The sequence below is a fragment of the Rudaeicoccus suwonensis genome (genome assembly GCF_007829035.1).
Taxonomy (GTDB): domain Bacteria; phylum Actinomycetota; class Actinomycetes; order Actinomycetales; family Dermatophilaceae; genus Rudaeicoccus; species Rudaeicoccus suwonensis.
Map to the genome: position 1 here is coordinate 751,032 of NZ_VIVQ01000001.1, position 17,644 is coordinate 768,675.

Annotated in this window: 17 protein-coding genes; 7 read left to right on the plus strand and 10 right to left on the minus strand. The window is 67.1% G+C overall.

Features of this window, described 5'->3' with window-relative positions:
- Positions 1–4 precede the first annotated feature (4 nt).
- Together BKA23_RS03470 and BKA23_RS03475 are read right to left on the minus strand one after the other, a co-directional pair.
- Complete coding sequence (locus tag BKA23_RS03470; RefSeq protein WP_145225507.1) at positions 5–328, minus strand: hypothetical protein; 324 nt, start codon at positions 326–328, stop codon at positions 5–7.
- Positions 325–1,746 (minus strand): PspC domain-containing protein, encoded by a 1,422-nt coding sequence (locus BKA23_RS03475; RefSeq protein ID WP_145225509.1) that lies wholly within the window; start codon positions 1,744–1,746, stop codon positions 325–327. The genes BKA23_RS03470 and BKA23_RS03475 overlap by 4 nt, the downstream gene beginning before the upstream one ends.
- A 107-nt stretch (positions 1,747–1,853) precedes the next feature.
- On the opposite strand from BKA23_RS03475, the gene BKA23_RS03480 reads away from it, so the two are divergent.
- From BKA23_RS03480 to BKA23_RS03490, 3 genes are read left to right on the plus strand one after another with little or no spacing between them, the layout of a single operon-like run.
- A complete protein-coding gene (locus BKA23_RS03480) occupies positions 1,854–3,227 on the plus strand; it encodes an ATP-binding protein (protein WP_246104431.1) in 1,374 nt (457 codons plus the stop codon).
- On the plus strand, positions 3,224–3,886 hold the full coding sequence (locus BKA23_RS03485; protein WP_145225513.1) for a LuxR C-terminal-related transcriptional regulator: 663 nt from the start codon (positions 3,224–3,226) through the stop codon (positions 3,884–3,886). The genes BKA23_RS03480 and BKA23_RS03485 overlap by 4 nt, the downstream gene beginning before the upstream one ends.
- A gap of 13 nt (positions 3,887–3,899) precedes the next feature.
- Entirely contained in the window at positions 3,900–4,523 is a 624-nt protein-coding gene (locus BKA23_RS03490) for a 4'-phosphopantetheinyl transferase family protein (protein WP_170226353.1), read from the plus strand.
- Positions 4,524–4,646: 123 nt separating this feature from the next.
- Here BKA23_RS03490 and BKA23_RS03495 read toward each other — a convergent pair whose 3' ends face one another.
- The 3 genes from BKA23_RS03495 to BKA23_RS03505 all read right to left on the minus strand — a co-directional run bounded on the left by BKA23_RS03495 (position 4,647) and on the right by BKA23_RS03505 (position 7,232).
- On the minus strand, positions 4,647–5,300 hold the full coding sequence (locus tag BKA23_RS03495) for a DedA family protein (RefSeq protein ID WP_145225517.1): 654 nt from the start codon (positions 5,298–5,300) through the stop codon (positions 4,647–4,649).
- A 10-nt stretch (positions 5,301–5,310) separates the two neighbouring features.
- Positions 5,311–6,720 carry a serine hydrolase domain-containing protein gene (locus BKA23_RS03500; RefSeq protein ID WP_170226354.1) on the minus strand — a complete coding sequence of 470 codons (1,410 nt, stop codon included), beginning with the start codon at positions 6,718–6,720 and terminating at the stop codon, positions 5,311–5,313.
- A gap of 128 nt (positions 6,721–6,848) precedes the next feature.
- Complete coding sequence (locus tag BKA23_RS03505) at positions 6,849–7,232, minus strand: ArsR/SmtB family transcription factor (protein ID WP_145225521.1); 384 nt, start codon at positions 7,230–7,232, stop codon at positions 6,849–6,851.
- A gap of 240 nt (positions 7,233–7,472) precedes the next feature.
- Between BKA23_RS03505 and BKA23_RS03510 the strand changes: the two genes are divergently transcribed.
- Together BKA23_RS03510 and BKA23_RS03515 are read left to right on the plus strand one after the other, a co-directional pair.
- Positions 7,473–9,221, plus strand: a complete 1,749-nt coding sequence (locus tag BKA23_RS03510) for an ABC transporter permease (protein ID WP_246104432.1) — start codon at positions 7,473–7,475, stop codon at positions 9,219–9,221.
- 148 nt (positions 9,222–9,369) lie between these two features.
- Positions 9,370–10,695: an ABC transporter ATP-binding protein gene (locus BKA23_RS03515; RefSeq protein ID WP_145225523.1), complete on the plus strand. Its 1,326-nt coding sequence runs from the start codon at positions 9,370–9,372 to the stop codon at positions 10,693–10,695.
- Positions 10,696–10,837: 142 nt separating this feature from the next.
- Here the strand turns inward: BKA23_RS03515 and BKA23_RS17935 are convergent, their stop codons facing one another.
- On the minus strand, positions 10,838–11,365 hold the full coding sequence (locus BKA23_RS17935; RefSeq protein WP_246104433.1) for a GNAT family N-acetyltransferase: 528 nt from the start codon (positions 11,363–11,365) through the stop codon (positions 10,838–10,840).
- Positions 11,366–11,533: 168 nt separating this feature from the next.
- Complete coding sequence (locus BKA23_RS03525) at positions 11,534–11,917, minus strand: orotate phosphoribosyltransferase (RefSeq protein ID WP_211841581.1); 384 nt, start codon at positions 11,915–11,917, stop codon at positions 11,534–11,536.
- A 360-nt stretch (positions 11,918–12,277) separates the two neighbouring features.
- Between BKA23_RS03525 and BKA23_RS03530 the strand changes: the two genes are divergently transcribed.
- On the plus strand, positions 12,278–12,670 hold the full coding sequence (locus BKA23_RS03530; protein WP_145228150.1) for a VOC family protein: 393 nt from the start codon (positions 12,278–12,280) through the stop codon (positions 12,668–12,670).
- Positions 12,671–12,916: 246 nt separating this feature from the next.
- Here BKA23_RS03530 and BKA23_RS03535 read toward each other — a convergent pair whose 3' ends face one another.
- The 3 genes from BKA23_RS03535 to BKA23_RS03545 form a co-directional block, all read right to left on the minus strand.
- Positions 12,917–14,443, minus strand: a complete 1,527-nt coding sequence (locus tag BKA23_RS03535) for an HNH endonuclease signature motif containing protein (RefSeq protein ID WP_145225525.1) — start codon at positions 14,441–14,443, stop codon at positions 12,917–12,919.
- 167 nt (positions 14,444–14,610) lie between these two features.
- Complete coding sequence (locus tag BKA23_RS03540; RefSeq protein ID WP_145228152.1) at positions 14,611–15,375, minus strand: class I SAM-dependent methyltransferase; 765 nt, start codon at positions 15,373–15,375, stop codon at positions 14,611–14,613.
- Between the two features lie 81 nt (positions 15,376–15,456).
- Positions 15,457–15,870: a VOC family protein gene (locus BKA23_RS03545; protein WP_145225527.1), complete on the minus strand. Its 414-nt coding sequence runs from the start codon at positions 15,868–15,870 to the stop codon at positions 15,457–15,459.
- A gap of 368 nt (positions 15,871–16,238) precedes the next feature.
- Between BKA23_RS03545 and BKA23_RS03550 the strand changes: the two genes are divergently transcribed.
- Positions 16,239–17,432 carry a GAF domain-containing protein gene (locus tag BKA23_RS03550; RefSeq protein ID WP_145225529.1) on the plus strand — a complete coding sequence of 398 codons (1,194 nt, stop codon included), beginning with the start codon at positions 16,239–16,241 and terminating at the stop codon, positions 17,430–17,432.
- Positions 17,433–17,644: the final 212 nt, after the last annotated feature.

Genomic DNA, 17,644 nt, shown 5'->3' on the forward strand with positions numbered 1-17,644 from the left:
TTTGTCAGCGCTCGGCACTGGTTCCGACCGCTCTTGACATCTCGCGGAACGGGTGGCGACGCGAGCGGCGGCGCAGAACGGCAGTGGCACCGGCTACCGCGACAAGGGTGAGGCCGAGCCCGGCGGCCAGCACCGGCGCCAGAATGGCCCAGTCGGGGTGGGGCGCGAGGAATCCGACGAGGATCGCGACCGCGATGACCAGCAGGATCAGGCCGTGGACCACAGTCGCGACGCTCGGGCCGGCAGGTGCTGCGGGAGCGGTGACCGGTTGCGGTCGCCCGTCCGTGCCCGAGGTCGGAGACTGGTCCCAGCCGGTGGAGTGGCTCATCGCGGGTCTCCGATGCTGATCTGGCCGATGCCCACCCGCGCATCGACGGTGATGGTGTCGGTGCCGCTGCCGATCGTCGTGGTCTGATTCAGCCGGAGGCCGGACTGGTCGTTGTCGACGCTGTTGCGGTTGCCGTTGACCCCGCGGGAATCGGTGGCACCGGTGGGGTCGATCGAGCCGGCGTCGACCGTGCTGTGCACGACCAGGCGAGCTCCGATCGGCGGGATGATCACCAGCTGACCGATGTTGACCCGGGCGGTGATCGTCGAATCAGATTCAAGTGCAGCGGTTTTCAGATCACGCAGGTCAAGTGTCCCCTGGCCGACACGCATGGCGAACAGTCGCTGCTGTCCGGCTGCCACGGACGTCGGTTGCCAGTGCTGGTCACCGATCGGGCCGGTCCAGGGCAAGTTCGTCGGCAGCGCGAGGCTCGCGACCGCGAGCACTGCCGCGACTCTCGTCGCCGACGCCAGCCCACCCCCGCGGCGGCCGGCCAATCCCCCGAGGATCAGCCCGACCGCCGCGACGGCGATTCCCGCTCCCAGCCCCACCTGCAAAGCACTGCCGCTGCGTCCGGCTGTGGTGAGAATCAAGGCGCTGCAGGCGCCGGTCACCATCGCCACGCCGGCGATCGCCAGTGACAGCAACGGGTTCAGCGTCGCGCGACGCGGGCGCGGTGGCAGCCACACGCGTTCGACGGGAGGTGCGGACGCATCGGGGGAGCCGGGGACGGGAGCGCCTGCGGCATACCTGCCCGTGTGCTGAGGGCCGGCGTGCAGTGTGTCCGGTGCGGTGTTGTTCCGGTCGCTCTTGCGCAGGTCGACGGTGAGATCGACAGGGCCGTCACCGCCGGGCTCTGCGTGCATGGCGGTCGCGCTGCCTGCACCGAAGGCGTGCTGGACCTGGCGAGTCAGGCGTGACAGCCATTGCTCCGGGGACTCCCCGGAGTGGCGCGCACCGGGGCCGCTTCCGCTCCACGCCACGATGATCCAGGCGAGGAGAACGATGCCGATCACCGGTCCGCCGAAGCTCCAGCCCCAGCCGCCGCTCCAGAAGAATCCGAAGCCGCTGAAGACCACGATCGCACTGATCACCGTCAACAGGACGGCGCCGGCATCGCCGCGACGGACGGCGCGTTCGGCGACGATGCTGCCGCTCTCGTCCGGCAACAGGCACCAGGCGAGCAGATAGACCGGAATTCCCAACCCGAACATGAATGTCGCCAGCACGAAGCCTGCCCGCACAATGAGCGGATCGACGTCCCACCGTCTGGCGGCACCGGCACAGACACCGGCGCACCAGCGGCCATCATGCTGCCGGACGACCGGTGCGTTGCGGCAGGCGGCGAACAACCGTCCCAGCGCGTCGCGGGCCTGCGGCCCGGCCGCGGGTGCTCCCTGATGAGTCTGCTGCGTCATACAACTCAGCCTGCGGCAGGCGGGCCACGTCTGCCATGCGGGTCGACCCTGAACCGGCCCTGAGCGGCCCCGGGTCGTCGGCCGGATGTGGTGTCGAAGGGCCTGCGGTGGGTCAGACTGACATCGTGAACCAGCCGTATGACGCAGCACAGTCGCCGCGATCCCCGTCGCCGTCGTCGGTGCAGTCGCGCGCGCCACACACGACACCTGGCACGCAGTCAGCGCAGCGACTGCGGCCTCCGCTGGTGCGGCCCGCGGAGGGGCGGGTCGTCGCGGGGGTCTGTGCCGGGGTCAGTGCGCATCTGGGGATACCGCTCGGGGCCTTGCGGGTACTCAGCGCGGTGAGTGCGTTGCTCGGTTTCGGGCTGCCGGTCTATGCCTTCTTGTGGTTGACGATGCCGAAAGCGGCGGACGGGTGCACCGATCCCGCGCAGCGACCGCCGATGCCGGCACGCCGCTTTGTGCCGATCGGGTTGGTGGTGCTCGTGATCGGCGGGGTGTCTGCCGGCAAAGTGTTGACCGCCACCGGCCATTTGTCGATCGCGTTGCCGTTGCTGGTGATTGCGGCCGGTGTGCTGCTGGTCTGGTCGCGACTGGATCGTGCCGAGCGCAGACAGTGGATCGGCGCGGAGGCGGAAGGCCGGCAGAGCCTGTTGCGGATCGGTTTCGGAGTGCTGCTCGCGGTGGTGGGGCTGGTGCTGCTGATCACGCAGGGACGCAGCCTGTCGAGCCTGCGCGACACCGCGATCTCGGTCGTGGTCGTGCTCGTCGGCGCGGGATTCGTCGCAGCGCCGTTCATCACCAGGTTGTTCGACTCGCTCCGGCAGGAGCAGACCGAGCGCATCCGCGCGACCGAAAAGGCCGACATCGCAGCGCATCTGCACGATTCGGTGCTGCAGACGCTGGCCTTGATCCAGCGGCGCGCGAGCGACCCGCACGCCGTGCAACTGCTCGCCCGGGCGCAGGAGCGAGAGCTGCGCACCTGGCTCTACACCGACAGCACACCTGCGGCGGCGACCCTCGCCACAGCGGTCGCCGAGGTGACGCACGAGATCGAGGACCTGCACGGCATACCGGTCGATCTGGTGGTCAGTGGTGACCGGCCGATCGACGACGCCGGAATGGCGTTGGTGCGGGCGTTGCGCGAGGCGCTCGCGAATGCGGTGCGGCACGGCGCACCGCCGGTGTCGGTCTATCTGGAGGTCGGGTCGCGAACGGTCGAGGCGTTCGTACGTGATCATGGCGAAGGTTTCGATCTGGACGCCGTTGCCGAGGACCGACTCGGGGTCAGAGAGTCGATCGTCGGACGAATGCGACGGCATGGGGGCGCGGCGCAGGTGCGCCGCCGTGAGGACGGCACAGAGGTCTGCCTACGGTTGGACGATGAGATCGTGACACCGACATCTCCCGATGAGCCGGGCACGGCTAAACACATTGACGAAGACCCGGATGCTCCTGCAAACACGAAGGATTCAGTATGACGGCGCGTGTGGTGCTGGTCGACGACCACCGGATGTTCCGATCGGGTGTGAAGGCAGAACTCGACGACAGCGTCTGCGTGGTGGGCGAGGCTGCTGACGTCGACACGGCGATTGCGGTGATCCGCGCCGAACGACCTGACGTGGTGCTGCTGGATGTGCATCTGCCTGGCGGGAACGGCAACGGTGGTTCGGATGTCGTGACCGGTTGTGCCGGTGTGACCAACCAGGGCGACGCACCGGTGCGTTTCCTGGCGTTGTCGGTCTCGGACGCGGCCGACGACGTGATCTCGGTGATCCGGGCAGGCGCTCGCGGCTATGTCACCAAGACCATCTCTCCGACCGACCTGGTGACCGCGATCCACCGGGTGGCCGAGGGGGACGCCGTCTTCAGCCCGCGGCTCGCCGGCTTTGTTCTTGATGCGTTCGGCGCGACGGCCGGCGAGATCGCCGAGATCGATGAGGAACTCGACCGGCTCTCCGCGCGAGAGCGTGAGGTCATGCGGTTGATCGCGCGCGGGTATCAGTACAAGGAAGTCGCCAAGGAGCTGTTCATCTCGATCAAAACTGTTGAGACACATGTGTCTTCGGTGTTGCGGAAGCTGCAGTTGTCCTCCCGTCACGAGCTGACCTCATGGGCGATGCAGCGCCGGCTCTTGTGAGTCGGTGATGTCGATGCGGATGCTGTTGCCGACGTCGTTCGCGGTCTGTGAGACCTCCGGCGACATCCCGGCTGCTCTGCCGGAGTTCGAGTCCGTGGTGACGACGAGTGCGCAGGCGGCGCGGCGAGCGGAGTTTGCGACGGGGCGATGGTGCGCACGTCGTGCACTTGGCGATCTCGATCCAGCGGCGGCGCATCAGGCCGTGCCGGTCGGGGATGACCGCGCTCCCGTGTGGCCGCCAGACGTCGTTGGTTCGATCACTCACTGCACCGGTCTGCGCAGTGCGGTCGTCGCGCGAAGACGCGACGTCGTGGCGGTGGGTGTCGATGCCGAGCCGGCCCGCCCGTTGCCGTTGGATGCGGTCGAGGTGATCCTGCGGACAAACGAGCGGCAGTATGCCGAAAGTGCTCTCAGCACAGTGGTTTTCACCGTGAAAGAAGCGTTGTTCAAGGCGTGGTGGCCGCTGACACGCACGTGGCTGGACTTCCAGCAGGCTCGCGTGACTCTCGGTGACGGCACCGCGGACGTCGACGTTCTGACGGCACACCCGGACTGGCCGACCGGTCGGGCGCAGGTGCGGTGGTCGATGCACGACGGCCTGATCCGGACCGCAGTGTGGATCCCTGCTGAGCCGTGAGAGGCACCCGAACCGCGCCGGTGTTCGTGCACGGGGGTCGCGCCGGCGGTCGGGCACGGGGGTGACGCCGACGGATCGGCATCTGGATCGCACATGTGCGGCATAGCGCTTGAGATGCCGCGGTCAGTCCTGCGGTTCGGATGCCTCGTAGGCGCGTCGTTGATCGGCGTAGCGCTGCACGTTCTGCTCCATGCGGCGGCGCAGCATCGTGGAGGCCACCAACCCCGCTACGACGGCCACTGCGAGGGCGACATACGAGAACCGGCTCAGGTAGGTCTCGGCAGCGCGGCCGAGGTAATACACGAGGTAGGTCGTGCCGCCGGCCCAGCAGATGGCGCCCGCGAGATTGGCGGCCAGAAATCGCGGGTAGTGCATCTTCAACGATCCCGACAAGGGTCCGGCGAAGATGCGCAGCAGCGCCACGAAGCGACCGAAGAAGACCGCGAAGATGCCGTAGCGCGCGAACACGTGCTCGGCATACGCGATGACATCGTCGTTGACATGTTTGGGGAAGCGCCGCCCGAGGAACTCGAAAAGCTTTTCGCCATAACGGCGTCCGACGGTGTAGCCGATCGTGTCGCCGATGACGGCTCCGAGGACAGCGGCGATCGCGATGCCGTGCGGGCTGATCGACAGCTCGTGCTTGGCGGACATCACAGCCGCAGCGACCAGCACGATCTCGCCGGGCACCGGTATACCGAGGCTCTCGACTCCGACCACGAGCCCGGCCAGCAGATAGACCGCGAACGGTGGGATCGTCGTCAGCCAGTGGTCCACGGGTGGTGCCTCATCCTCGGGTTCGCGCGTCGGCCGACGGAGTCCAACCGCGCCCGACCCCGCCTGGTATGTCTGCCTCCGGATCGTACGGCGTGCGTGTCAGTCGGAAACTCGCCAGGTCCAGGTATGGAGCGCCGTCTGCAGCGCGTCGAACGGCCAGGATCTCGCCGGCGAAGTAGTCGTCCAGGCCACGCCACTCCTCAGGACCGGTTGGCTCGAACCGAGATCCTCGCCCGTCGTGCACCGGCTCGAGGCGCAGGGTGTCGCCCGGACCGACCGTGAGCAGATGGGCGCGCGTGCCCCAGTACCACGTGCCGGTCAGGGGTAGCAGGTCGTGCGCGTGCGAGCCGCTGTCGAGCTCTGAGGAAACCTGCCACGGCTGGGCAACCTTCGGCTCCAGCGCGAGGGATGCCTCCAGTAAGCCGATCGCATCGAGGTCGATCCCGGCTGTGTCGTTGACGAGCAGTATGACGCCGTCACCGGTCGACGGGTCGATCCGGAGGACGGACTGGAAACCCGGCATCGAACCACCGTGGCCGACATACCTGGTGCCACCGCGGTTGACGACGTCGAGGCCGAGTCCGTAGGCGCGCGACCAGGATTCACCTGGCACGTCGCAGATCAGCGACGGTATGTGCATCGCGGTGCGCAGGTCGTCGGGCAGCACAGCCGGATCGCCATACGTGAGGAATCGCGCGAAGACCGACAGGTCGCCGATCGTCGACCACAGCTGGCCGGCGGGTGCCATGGCGCCGGTGTCGGTCGCGGGCTCGTCGTGCAGCAGATCGGCGTGCGGGTGGATCGCGAGCCCGGGCGCTGCGTTCGCCGTCGGGCTGTATGTCGTGGCACGCATTCCGAGCGGCGTCAGGATCCTGTCCTGTATGACGCCCCACCAGCCGCGGCTGCGCCCGGTGCCGAGCACCTCGGTGACAAGGCGGCCGGCCACCGCGAATCCCACGTTGCTGTAATGAAATCGCGCTCCCGGGCGGTGCGCACGGCGGATGCTCGGCAGAAGTTCCTCCCAGGACCGTCCGGCGCTGCGTTCCCACCAGTCGCCGAGGGTTTCGGCATACAGGCCCGAGCCGTGGTTGAGCAGTTCACCCACCCGCGCCGGCGCCAGTGCCGGGCCGAGCTCGGGCAGATGCCGGTCAACCGGGTCGTCGAGGTCGACCAGGCCATCGGCGACCAGTTGCATGACCAGCACTGCGGTGAACGACTTGGAGATCGACCCGATGCGGTACTGCGTTGCGGTTGTTGCCTTTTCGCCGTCCGGATGGCCGTCGATGTGCCCAGCTGCTGCGGACCAGACGAGTTCGCCACCGCGCAACACCCCTGCCGTCGTCGACGCGACCCGGCTCGTGCGCTGAGCCTCGGTCAGATGAGCGGTCAGGTGCGCGGCGGTCGTTTCGGTGAGCTTCACCCTGGGATCATCCCAGGGACATCCGGCGTTCTCGATGAGTCGGTGAACTGTGCGCGCGAAGTTGGCGGCTCAGCAGACGGACGTGAGCGGATGGGCACTCAGGAGATCAACACGCGCATGCCGGGTGATCACGCGATGGGCGCGAAGCGCGGGCGCCGCGGCGGCCGCGGCTTCTTCGGGTCCGGCGTGAGCGTCCCGTCGACGGCGATGTGACTGAAGATGCGTCGCAGGATCGACTGCACGTGCGGGTCGTCGACTTGGTACAGCTGCCGTCGCCCATGGCGTCGAGAGCTGACCACGCCTGCGGCGCGCAGTTTCGACAAGTGTTGGCTCGTCGCCGGAACAGAGGCATCGGTGAGTTCCGCGAGAGTGCTGACGTCATACTCGCCGCCAGCGAGAATCCACACCAGATGCAGTCGACTCGGCACCGACAGAAGGTCGAATGTCGCTGCAGCAGCTTGTAATTGGGCATCAGTGACGGATGCTGGGCGCGGGTTGCGAGCGAGTGGCATGATCAATCCAGTGTGCACAGCGCTATCTCATTTGCGCAAGTGCTTAAACGTCCGCTACGGTGTGTTGCGGCACCGATCAGGTGCTGGTCAGCCGATCCGAAAGGGGGCGTCGCCATGAGTAGCGACGGTCATAGTCCCCGCTTCCGGTTCATCTTCCCCATCGGCTGACCTCCGCACCGACCTCCTCGTCACGCGGCAGGGCAGAACCGTCCCACGCGTGCCTTGAAGGAGGCCCCCGCGATGTCCATGCTCCTGCGCCCGTTCGCGGGCAACTCCACTGCGCCGACCCGCTCGCGCACCACCATGATCGCCGACGTGATCGTGCTCGCCGCGGTGGCCGTCATCTTCTGGTTGCTGATCAAGATCTCGCAGGGTGTGACCGAGCCGATCCACGGCCACCAGATCACCTCGACGATCTCGACTGCTCCCTCCGAACTGCCGTATTACGCACTGCGGTCGTTGTTCCGGATGTTCGTGGCGTTGTTCTTCTCGGTGGTCTTCACCTTCGGTTTCGCCACCCTGGCGGCCCGCAACCGGCGTGCCGAGAAGGTCATGCTGCCGTTGCTGGACATCCTGCAGTCGGTGCCGGTCCTGAGCTTCCTGTCGGTCACGATCACCATCTGGCTGACACTGTTTCCGCACAGCATGCTGGGCGTGGAGTGCGCCGCGATCTTCGCGGTCTTCACCTCCCAGGCCTGGAACATGACCTTCGCGTTCTACCAGTCGCTGGTGACGCAGCCACGCGAACTCGATGAGGCCGCAAGGCTTTTGCGGCTCACCAAGTGGCAGCGCTTCTGGCAGCTGGATGTTCCCAGCGGCATGATCCCGCTCGTCTGGAACGGCATGATGAGCTTCGGCGGCGGCTGGTTCTTCCTCACCGCGTCCGAGGCGATCAGCGTCAACAACAAGACGTATGTCGTGCCCGGCATCGGCAGTTACGTGGGCGTCGCGGCCGAGCGTCAGCAGCTCGGGCGGGTCTTCCTCGCGATCGGTGTGATGATCGTGATGATCATCGGGGTCAACGTCGTGTTCTGGCGTCCGCTGACGGCCTGGGCCGAGCGCTTCCGCATCGAGGACTCCGAGTCGGCGCAGGCGCCGCGCAGTCTGACGCTGGATCTGCTGCGCCGGTCGCGGGTGCCCCAGTTGGCGCTGTCGGCGGTGCGTCCGGTGACGCGGGCGCTGGAGGCGGGCACCCGGGTCTTCGGGCTGGCCGAGCACCCGCTGCAGGTGAAGGCGGGTCGTCGCCGGGCGATCGACGTCGTGTATGCCGTCGTCGTGATCGGGCTGATCTGCTGGGGCCTGACCGAGATGCTGCTCTACATCAACCGCACCGCCGGTCTTGGTCAGTTCCCACACACCTTCGTGCTCGGACTGGTGACCTTCGCGCGGGTGCTGGTGCTGCTGGTCTTCGCGACGGTCGTGTGGGTGCCGATCGGTGTCTGGATCGGGATGAACCCCAAGGTCAACAGGCTCGCGCAGCCGGTGGTGCAGGTGCTGGCCAGCTTTCCGGCGAACTTCCTGTTCCCGATCTTCACGCTGGTGCTGATCAACACCGGCATCAGCATCAACATCGGCGGCATCGTGTTGATGGCGCTGGGTGCGCAGTGGTACATCCTGTTCAACGTGATCGCGGGCGCCTCCGCCATACCGAACGATCTGCGGGAGGCCGCGACGAACCTACGGCTGAGCCGGGCGCAGCGGTGGCGGTCGGTGATCCTGCCGTCGATCTTTGCGGCGTGGGTGACCGGTGCGATCACGGCTGCCGGTGGTGCGTGGAATGCGTCGATCGTCGCCGAGGTCGTGACCTACGGCAAGACGACGCTGACCGCCACCGGCCTCGGTGCCTACATCGCTCAGTCGACGCAGCACGGCAACTTCGGACGCATGCTGGTCGGCAACATGGTGATGTGCATCTTTGTCGTGGGCCTCAACCGATCCTTCTGGCGCCGGCTGTACCGCTTGGCCGAAACGCGTTACTCGCTCAGCTGATGCGTCGATGTTCTCAGCGTTCGAGCGACAATTCGGTGGTGGATGTACGCCGGTCCACCAGCCGTGACCAGACCAGGTTGGCCCGGTTCTCGAGAACCGTGCCGACCTCGTCCGAACCACAACTCTCATCAGGAAACGGAGGTGCGTCATGAGCACCACGATCAACAACCGAGCCGCCATCGTCGAGGTCGACCACATCAGCAAGTCCTTCCCGGGCAAGGGAAATGTCGAGCTGACGGTGCTGGACGATGTCACGTTCACCCTGCACGAGGGCGAGGTTGTCGCGCTGCTCGGCAAGTCCGGCTCCGGCAAGTCGACGCTGCTGCGCACCATCGCCGGGCTCATCGCGCCGACCACCGGTGAGGTGCGCTATCGCGGCAAGCAACTGCGTGGGGCGAACCCCGGTGTCGGGATGGTCTTCCAGTCGTTCGCGCTGATGCCGTGGCTGACGGTCCAGGCGAACGTCGAGCTGGGTCTGCGGGCGCAGGGCGTCGGTGAGGACGAGCGGCGTCGGCGCGCGCTGGAGGCCATCGACCTCATCGGTCTCGACGGCTTCGAGTCGGCGTACCCCAAGGAACTCTCCGGCGGGATGCGCCAGCGCGTCGGCTTCGCCCGTGCACTCGTGCTACAGCCGGACGCGTTGCTGATGGACGAACCGTTCAGCGCGCTCGACGTGCTGACGGCGGAGAACCTGCGCAACGAGTTGATGTCGCTGTGGGCGCAGCCGGACTTCCCGACGAAGGCGATCTGCGTGGTCACCCACAACATCGAGGAGGCGGTGCTGCTGGCCGACCGTGTCGTGGTGCTCGGCGCCAACCCGGGACACATCAAGGCAGAGGTGCCGGTGCACCTGCCGCGACCGCGCGACCGTCGCAGCCCGAGCTTCGACCAGATCGTGCAGCAGCTGTACTCACTGCTGACCGGTCAGGACGGTGTCGCCGCGACCACGACCGCCCAGACCGGGCCGCTCACGCACCCGCTGCCGTCGGTGTCGGTCGGTGGGCTGGCGGGTCTCGTCGAGATCGTCTACGCGCACAACGGGCAGACCGACCTGCCCGATCTCGCAGACGAGCTGTCCTTCGAAGTCGACGATCTGCTGCCGCTGGTCGACGCCGCGGTGATGCTCGGCTTCCTGGATGTCGAGGGAGCCCAGGCGTTCCTCACCGACACCGGCCGCGAGTGGTTCACCGCGGACATCCTGCGCAGCAAGGAGATTTTCGCCGTGCAGGCGCGGGAGCGCGCGCCGCTGGTGCGCACGATCGTCCATGCACTCGAGAACAGTGACAACGGTGCGCTGCGGGACGACTTCTTCCGCGATCTGCTGCGCCGCGGCTTCTCGGCCGAGGACACCGAGCGCCAGCTGGACTCGGCGATCGACTGGGGCCGGTACGGCGAGCTGTTCGACTACGACGCCGACAGTCGCGAACTCGTCCTCGGTGACGTGGCCGCGGCTGCGGCAGCGTTGCTCAACTGAGCCAGGGCTGGCTGCGTTCATCGAGGTGTCCGCGTTCGGCTCGGCATTCCGGGGTCTGGCGGCGAGATTGCCCGGTTCGGCGCGTTGGCGTGTACCGGCTGGATCGAGCGTGGGTTTCACCGGGTTCGCGCCGGGGGCCAACTTACGTGAGTTCGATCCAGTAGCGACGAGAGGTGCCGCGGATGTCCTCGAGGCGTCCGCCGCATCTCTCGATCGTCTTGGCGCTCGCCACGTTGTCTGTGTCGCAGGTGACCAGAACGCGTTGCAGACCAATCGATGTCGCCTCGACAAGGCCGAGTCGCAAGGCGGCCGTCGCAATGCCGCGGCGTCGTGCGGAGGGCCGAACGCCATACCCGATGTGTCCGCCCTCACGCAGCAGGAAGTCGTTGAGCGTATGCCGCAGGCTGAGCGAGCCGAGGATCGTCCTCGGGGCGGCGTCGTCCACGACCCAGAAGAGCGAGTCGTGCACGAGGCCTTCGGGCATGATGGTGGCGGGATCGGCATACGACAGTTTGGTGGTCACGAAGTCGGCGAAACCTGTTGAACTGCTAAGTTTTTCGACGCTCCAACGCAGGTCGCCGTAGCCGTGCGCGACGTCGTCACCGAATTCGAGATAGCTGGCAAGCCATTGCTGGTGCAGGTCGACCGTCGGCTGGATGAGAGTGATCACCCGTGGACCGTATGCCGCGCGACCGGCCCGGCGCACGTCAGTTTTCTTGCGTCGGTTTCGCGCTCAGGTGACGGTGGACGTGGAGGGCTCCTGTTGACAGTTTGTCGGTGACAGTGGCTGTCGAGGCCGTCGCAAACCTTGATGTATGCGGGCGGACCACGGCGCTCATCACGAACGTGCGGCGTGCGCATCGAGATCAGCACGGGTGAAGAGCGCAGTCGTCGTGATCTGCAGGTCGGCGAGTGGGTCCTCATCGGGACGGCTGCGATCGATGGTGCAGACGACGTCAGTCACCACGGCGCCTCGCTCGCGCAGCGCGACAGTGGCGGCCCGAACTGCGCCGCCAGTGGTCACGATGTCTTCGACGAGTGTGACCGTACGGCCGTCGACGTTCCCGCCCTCGGCAAGGCGACACGTCCCGTAGGTCTTGGCTTCCTTACACACGAACAGCGCCGGCAGGCTGGTGATGGAGCTGAGCATGGTCGCGATCGGCACGCCGCCCAGCTCAAGGCCGCCGAGGATCTGCGTTCCCGCAGGGATCAGCAGCGCCATCGATCTGACCCGAGCGGAGCGTGAACTTCCCGTGCAAACGGCATGTCCGGTCGATGTCGGCGGCGAGCTGCGGGAGGTCGATGTTCTGCGGCACGGCTCCGAGTGTTGCATCCGACGGTCTTGCCGGAAGGTGGTCCATCGATCACCGGGTACAGCTGCTGTCGTTCCGAGGCTCGGCTGACCGGATCGGGTGACGCTGAGCGGTTCGCTTGCGGCTGGGGATTCCAGGCACGTCGGGAGCAGGGTGCGGACTGACGCGGACTGGTTCGCTTATGGCCGGATCCCCGCTGAGATGTCGGGACCGGCGCGTGTCACCGGACAGCGGTCCTGTTGGTCACGAGCGCCTGGGAGACTTCACTCGTGGCTGGCTTTCATCATGTCGAGATTTGGGTGGCCGACTTCTCGGCGGTGCGAACCGAGTGGGACTGGTTGCTCACGGAGGTCGGATTCGCCGTACAGGACGAATGGGAAAACGGCGCATCCTGGATTGCGGGTGGCGCATATCTCGTGGTGACGGCCTCGCCGAGCCTCTCACAGCCCGACCACGATCGTCGCCGACCTGGCGTCAATCACGTTGCGTTCAAGGCTGATTCGGCCGCCCAGCTGGATCAGCTCATGCACGATGCGCCGCTGCATGGCTGGGAGCCGCTGTATCAGGAGCGCTATCCCCATGCTGGTGGCGTTGAGCACTATGCCGGGTGGTTGGAGAACTCGACCGGTTTCAAGGTCGAGATGGTTGCCGACGGTCCGTAGCGGCGCGAAGGTGACGATTGCGACGCGGACCGCGCGAAGGTGACGACTGCGACCTGGACCGCGCGAAGGTTGCAGCGCCCAGCGCCGGCTGATCGGTTCCAGCTGAGAGCGTCTCTCTCACATAGCTGAAAGGATCGTGCTCAGGTCGCGTCGACGGCCTGGGCGTCGCGGGGCCGTGATCAAGGGCACGATGTGCGGGGCAGGCCGCGGCACCCACCGTGGTCGGTGGGTTGCGGAGCGGGGCGGTCAACTCGCGGCGAGAAGTCGCGGAATCCGCCAGGTCACGCCCACGTCGGTGACGTCAGCGCTCAGGTCATCACTGTGGACGAGGGTGTGATGACGGCGACACAGCAACGCCGCATTTCCCAGGTCAGTCGAGCCGCCGCGCGACCAGTGCACGACATGATGGGCGTCGCACCACGTGGCCGGCACCGTGCACCCTGGGAAGGTGCAGCCATGGTCGCGGCGCCACAACGCCAGCCGTTGCGCGCCGGTGAACAGACGTCTGGATCGCCCGACATCCAGCGGCCGACCGGCACCACCCAGCATCATCGGCATGATCTCGGCGTCACACGCGAGTCGCCGGACGGTTTCGGGGGACAGGACCTCGCCCGTCATCGTGATTCCAACGCCGCGCAGTCTGTCGAGCAACGACTCAAGGGTCGTGGTGACGATGATCTGAGCTTTGTTGGCTCGCGGCAGGTTTCCGCCCGCGGCGATGCCACGCGACACGAGATCCATCAAGGCGTCATACCGGCGGCGCGCTGGTGAACGCAGATCGGCTTCGCCGGTCGGACCAGGCACGGGCACGCAGAGTGCGGCGACCGCCGAATCGAGGATCGCGCAGCCTTCGGCATCGGCGAGGATGCGGTACTCGGAGAGATTCCCCGGACCTGCGCCCTTGAACATCGCGCAGCCACGGCGGGACTCGCGCTCTTCGTCTTCCAGTTGTCGCTCCGGCTTCAGCAGACGCGATGCGTGTCGTATGGCGGCAGCGAGTTCTCGTGGCAACAGGCCCCATTCGGCTGGACCGCCGCCTGTGGCACGTCGTTCGCGATCAGTCGGCTCAGCGCTGAGGCCATGTGCAGCCGAGTTGTCTGCATCGGACAACTCGCGTTGGTCGTGCTCTTGTTGGTCCTCGTGTGGTTGATCCTCGCTCGGTCCGCTGTCGGCATCGCCATCCGAATCGTCACCTAGGTCGGCGGCGTTCGTGTCGGTTTCTTTCAGTGGTTCGGTTGCGTTGGGGACGGCGTGTACTCCTGGGACGGCGCCGTCGCTTGCTCCGTCGATGAGTGCTCGCACGATGCCGGTGAGTTCGTCCGGGTCGGCCACTGCGGCGACTTCGTCGATGAACTTCAGCACCTGGTCGGTCTTGCGAGCGGACAACTCACCGGCAGCGAACGCGGCCAGCACCGGGTCGCAGACGCTGCCGCGGCGGGCGGGGATCTGGGCCTGGCGCACGACTCGCGCGGCCTCGGCCGGGTCAGGCGGCACGGCTGCCGCGCCCTCGTGTGTGCGAACCCAGTCGACAGGGGACAGGCCCTCGTCGCCGGGCAGGCCACGGCTCAATCCCTCGCCCACCAGGGCGGCCTCGAGAATCGCCAAAGCCGAACGGGCGCGCCCGATCTGGGTCAGCAGCGCGCGCAACTGCGCTTCGCCCATCCAGGTCGCAGCGACCGTCGCTGATGCCAGCGGTGCAGGGCAGGAGACACCGAGCAACTCCACGCCCGCACTGGCTGCGTCCAGTGCGATCTGACCGACGGCTGTTCCCATGACAAGAACCTAGCCGCGACCACCGACAACCCTCGGCATCAGACTCCGCGCCCCCCAGATCCTGTCGCCCGTGCGTGGCGTGCGGATTCGACGCTGTCTGTCACCAAAGAGAGGAGGTGAGAGAGTCATGCCCGTTGCCGAATGCCACGTGCATGACGGCACGGCGATCAGGATGCTGGACGACGTGCCGTGATGAGGTGCCTGGTGGAGTGAGCCACGAACGACTCGCCCGATCGCATCATCTCGTCGAGTTCACGCAACTGCGTGTCGTACCGACCGATTGAGAATCCGGGCACCCACCACACGCACTTGCGCAGGATCCAGACGACAGCTCCGACATCGAAGAACTCCATCCGGCAGCGAGCCGTCAGGAGGCGTTCGACGGTCAGACCGGCGGAACGGGCGTCGTCGGCTTCGCGCTGGGGGTCACGCCCGGCCCGGATCTCCTCCGGCAGTGGGCCGAGGAAGTACTCGATCAGTTCGAATGCCGAGGCCGGTCCGACGTGTTGCGCGAAATAGGTCCCACCGCGCCGTAATACCCGATGAACCTCCGACCAATTCGGCCTGACCGGGTGCCGTGCAGTCACCAGATCGAACATTGCGTCACCGAACGGCAGCCTGCTGACACCGGCGTCCACATCAACCACGCTCACGCCGCGAGCGCCGAGCGTCTGCCGGGCACGCACGGCGTTCGGCGGCCACGCCTCCGTGACGATCATCGTTCGGGGCAACACCGTGGCCTCGTTGACGACCTCGCCGCCTCCGGTGTCGAGGTCGAGCGCGCGCTCGGCGCCGGCAAGGCGCCGAGCGAGCAGCTCGGCGTACCCCCACGACGGACGCGCCTCGATCGCGCGGCCGTCCAACCAGGAGAATCCCCACCCGGAGACGTCCGCGGACTGGGCCTCGGCGACGAGATCCTCGAAAGAGCGCATGCCTGCGACGTTTTCACGGTCGGGCACTTCGAGCAATCTGTTTTGGCCCCGACGAAATCGCCGTCGATTCTTTCGATGCGCTCAACCGACGAAGACGCAGAACGGATGCCCGGCCGGATCGGCGAAGACATATAACGGCTCGTCCGGATCGGCGGTGCGATCGAGCAGCACGTCGGCCCCGAGCGCGATCGCACGCTCACGCTGCCGCTCCAACTCCCGCGCGCTCGGCACCGTCATGTCCAAGTGCAACTGCATGGGAACGGGTGTGGGCCTCGGCCACGACGCCCGCGGCAGCGTCTCGACCTGTTGGAAGGCCAGCGCCCGATGACCCTCGTCGTCGACCAGCACCAGCCAGTCCGCCTCATCGTCGCTGCCGTCGTCCGGAATCTCGTCACCCGGCCGATAGCGCAGCCCCAGCAGTTCACGGTAGAACTCGGCGAGCTCTCGCGGCCGCTCGGCATCCAGCACGGTGTGCAGCAATCGCGGATGGCTCATCTCGCCGCCTCCTCCTTGGTGCGCAGTACGCATCGGACTCCATGAGACCACGCACCGGTGACTGCCCGAAGCTCGGCGAGCACGTATGACGCAGCATCCCGGACCGGGCGCGCCACCCCCGAGCGCGCACCCCGTTCACGTATGACGCGGCCGCCGGGCGCGGATCCTATGTGACCGCGCATCCTGCTCACGTATGACGCAGCACGCCGGGCCGGGTGCGCAATCCGATGTGGCCACCGTGTGACGTGGGTCTGACGTGAGGACATCTCCCGGCATACTCGTCGGTAACCCTCGTGGTTCGGCCGACGACTTCAGGACGATGGGCCAAAGCCCTGCACTTGCGGCGGCGGGCGAGGTTTACTGGAAGCATGCCGTCCGCCGATGTACGACTGCTGGTCACCGAGTCCTGGATGCGCTCGGCGGCCGCTGGAGTGTCGGCGGACCAGGCCGAACCGCCGCTCGCATTGAGCGACGATGTGCTGCGCGACTATCGCGAGTCCCATCCGCTCGCCCGGGTACTGCCGCTCCTGGAGGACGTTCTCGGCGAGGCAGCACGCGCCAGCGATGCCCTCATGGCGCTCAGCGACGAGCACGGCCAACTGCTGTGGGTGTGCGGTTCGATGCCCACCTTGCGACGTGCCGAAAGCATCGGTTTCGTCGAAGGCGCCTCCTGGGACGAGCGAGTCGCCGGCACCAACGCTCCCGGCACCGCTCTCACGCTCGGCCGCCCCGTGCAGGTCACGCGCGCCGAGCACTACCTGCAGTCGGTGCGCCGCTGGTCCTGCGTCGCCGCGCCGATCCAGGACCCCCAGACCGGTGCCGTGCTCGGCGTGCTCGACGTCACCGGTGGCGACCAGATCGCCGTGCCCCAGACGATGGGCATGGTGCGCGCGGCGGCACGTATGGCGGAGCTCGAGCTGGGCCGTGCCGATGCGACGTTCACGCCTGGTGCCGGCCGGCGTGACATCGGTGGGGGAGTCGGGCAGATCCACCTCAACGTCCTCGGACACGACGAAGCCCCGCTGGTCATCGATCGGCGCGCGGTCACCCTCAGTCGTCGCCACAGCGAGATGATGGTGCTGATGGTCGAGGCTCCGCAAGGCTTCTCCGGCGACGAAATCGCCTGTCAGCTCTACGAGTCCGGCAACGGGGACTCCACGGTCCGCGCGGAGTTGATCCGGCTGCGGCGCGTGCTCGGCGAGGACGTGCTGCGCTCGCGGCCGTATCGGCTGGCTGCGGACGCCCGTGCCGACTGGGTCTCGGTCGAGGCCGCCCTCGCCGCGGACGATGTGGCCGGAGCCCTGCGGATGTACCGCGGTCCGGTGCTGCCGCACTCCGTCGCGCCGGGTGTGGTTGCCGTGCGCGAGCGCGTCCACTCCAACCTGGCTCGTGCGGTTGTCGCGAGCGGACGGCCGGACCTGCTCACGACCTGGACCCGTCAGTGGTGGGGCGCCGAAGACATGACCGCCTGGCGAGCGCTGGCGCGATCGGTGTCGTCGGCATCCCCCGTGCGACGTATGGCGATGGCCCAACTCGCCCGCCTGGAGGGCGAACTCGCCTGACGCATCGCCGGATCCGGCATGCGTTCGTTGCGCTTCCGAGTGCGGTGACCAGCGATGGTCGAAGCACTGGATCCGCTGCAGCACCGCGCGATTCTGCGGCCGACGGCTGCTGCGTCATACCTGTCGGTCCGGCTTGGCCACCACTGAAACGGGCAGTCACAGGTGGCACATATCGCTCGCAACCTCAATGCAACGTCGGCGTGATTAGCGTC

Coding starts and splice junctions, on each gene's coding strand:
- BKA23_RS03470 (WP_145225507.1), bottom strand. CDS start 328: ATGAGCCACTCCACCGGCTGGGACCAGTCTCCGACCTCGGGCACGGAC.
- BKA23_RS03475 (WP_145225509.1), bottom strand. CDS start 1,746: ATGACGCAGCAGACTCATCAGGGAGCACCCGCGGCCGGGCCGCAGGCC.
- BKA23_RS03485 (WP_145225513.1), top strand. CDS start 3,224: ATGACGGCGCGTGTGGTGCTGGTCGACGACCACCGGATGTTCCGATCG.
- BKA23_RS03490 (WP_170226353.1), top strand. CDS start 3,900: ATGCGGATGCTGTTGCCGACGTCGTTCGCGGTCTGTGAGACCTCCGGC.
- BKA23_RS03505 (WP_145225521.1), bottom strand. CDS start 7,232: ATGCCACTCGCTCGCAACCCGCGCCCAGCATCCGTCACTGATGCCCAA.
- BKA23_RS03510 (WP_246104432.1), top strand. CDS start 7,473: ATGTCCATGCTCCTGCGCCCGTTCGCGGGCAACTCCACTGCGCCGACC.
- BKA23_RS03515 (WP_145225523.1), top strand. CDS start 9,370: ATGAGCACCACGATCAACAACCGAGCCGCCATCGTCGAGGTCGACCAC.
- BKA23_RS03525 (WP_211841581.1), bottom strand. CDS start 11,917: ATGGCGCTGCTGATCCCTGCGGGAACGCAGATCCTCGGCGGCCTTGAG.
- BKA23_RS03535 (WP_145225525.1), bottom strand. CDS start 14,443: ATGGGAACAGCCGTCGGTCAGATCGCACTGGACGCAGCCAGTGCGGGC.
- BKA23_RS03540 (WP_145228152.1), bottom strand. CDS start 15,375: ATGCGCTCTTTCGAGGATCTCGTCGCCGAGGCCCAGTCCGCGGACGTC.
- BKA23_RS03545 (WP_145225527.1), bottom strand. CDS start 15,870: ATGAGCCATCCGCGATTGCTGCACACCGTGCTGGATGCCGAGCGGCCG.
- BKA23_RS03550 (WP_145225529.1), top strand. CDS start 16,239: ATGCCGTCCGCCGATGTACGACTGCTGGTCACCGAGTCCTGGATGCGC.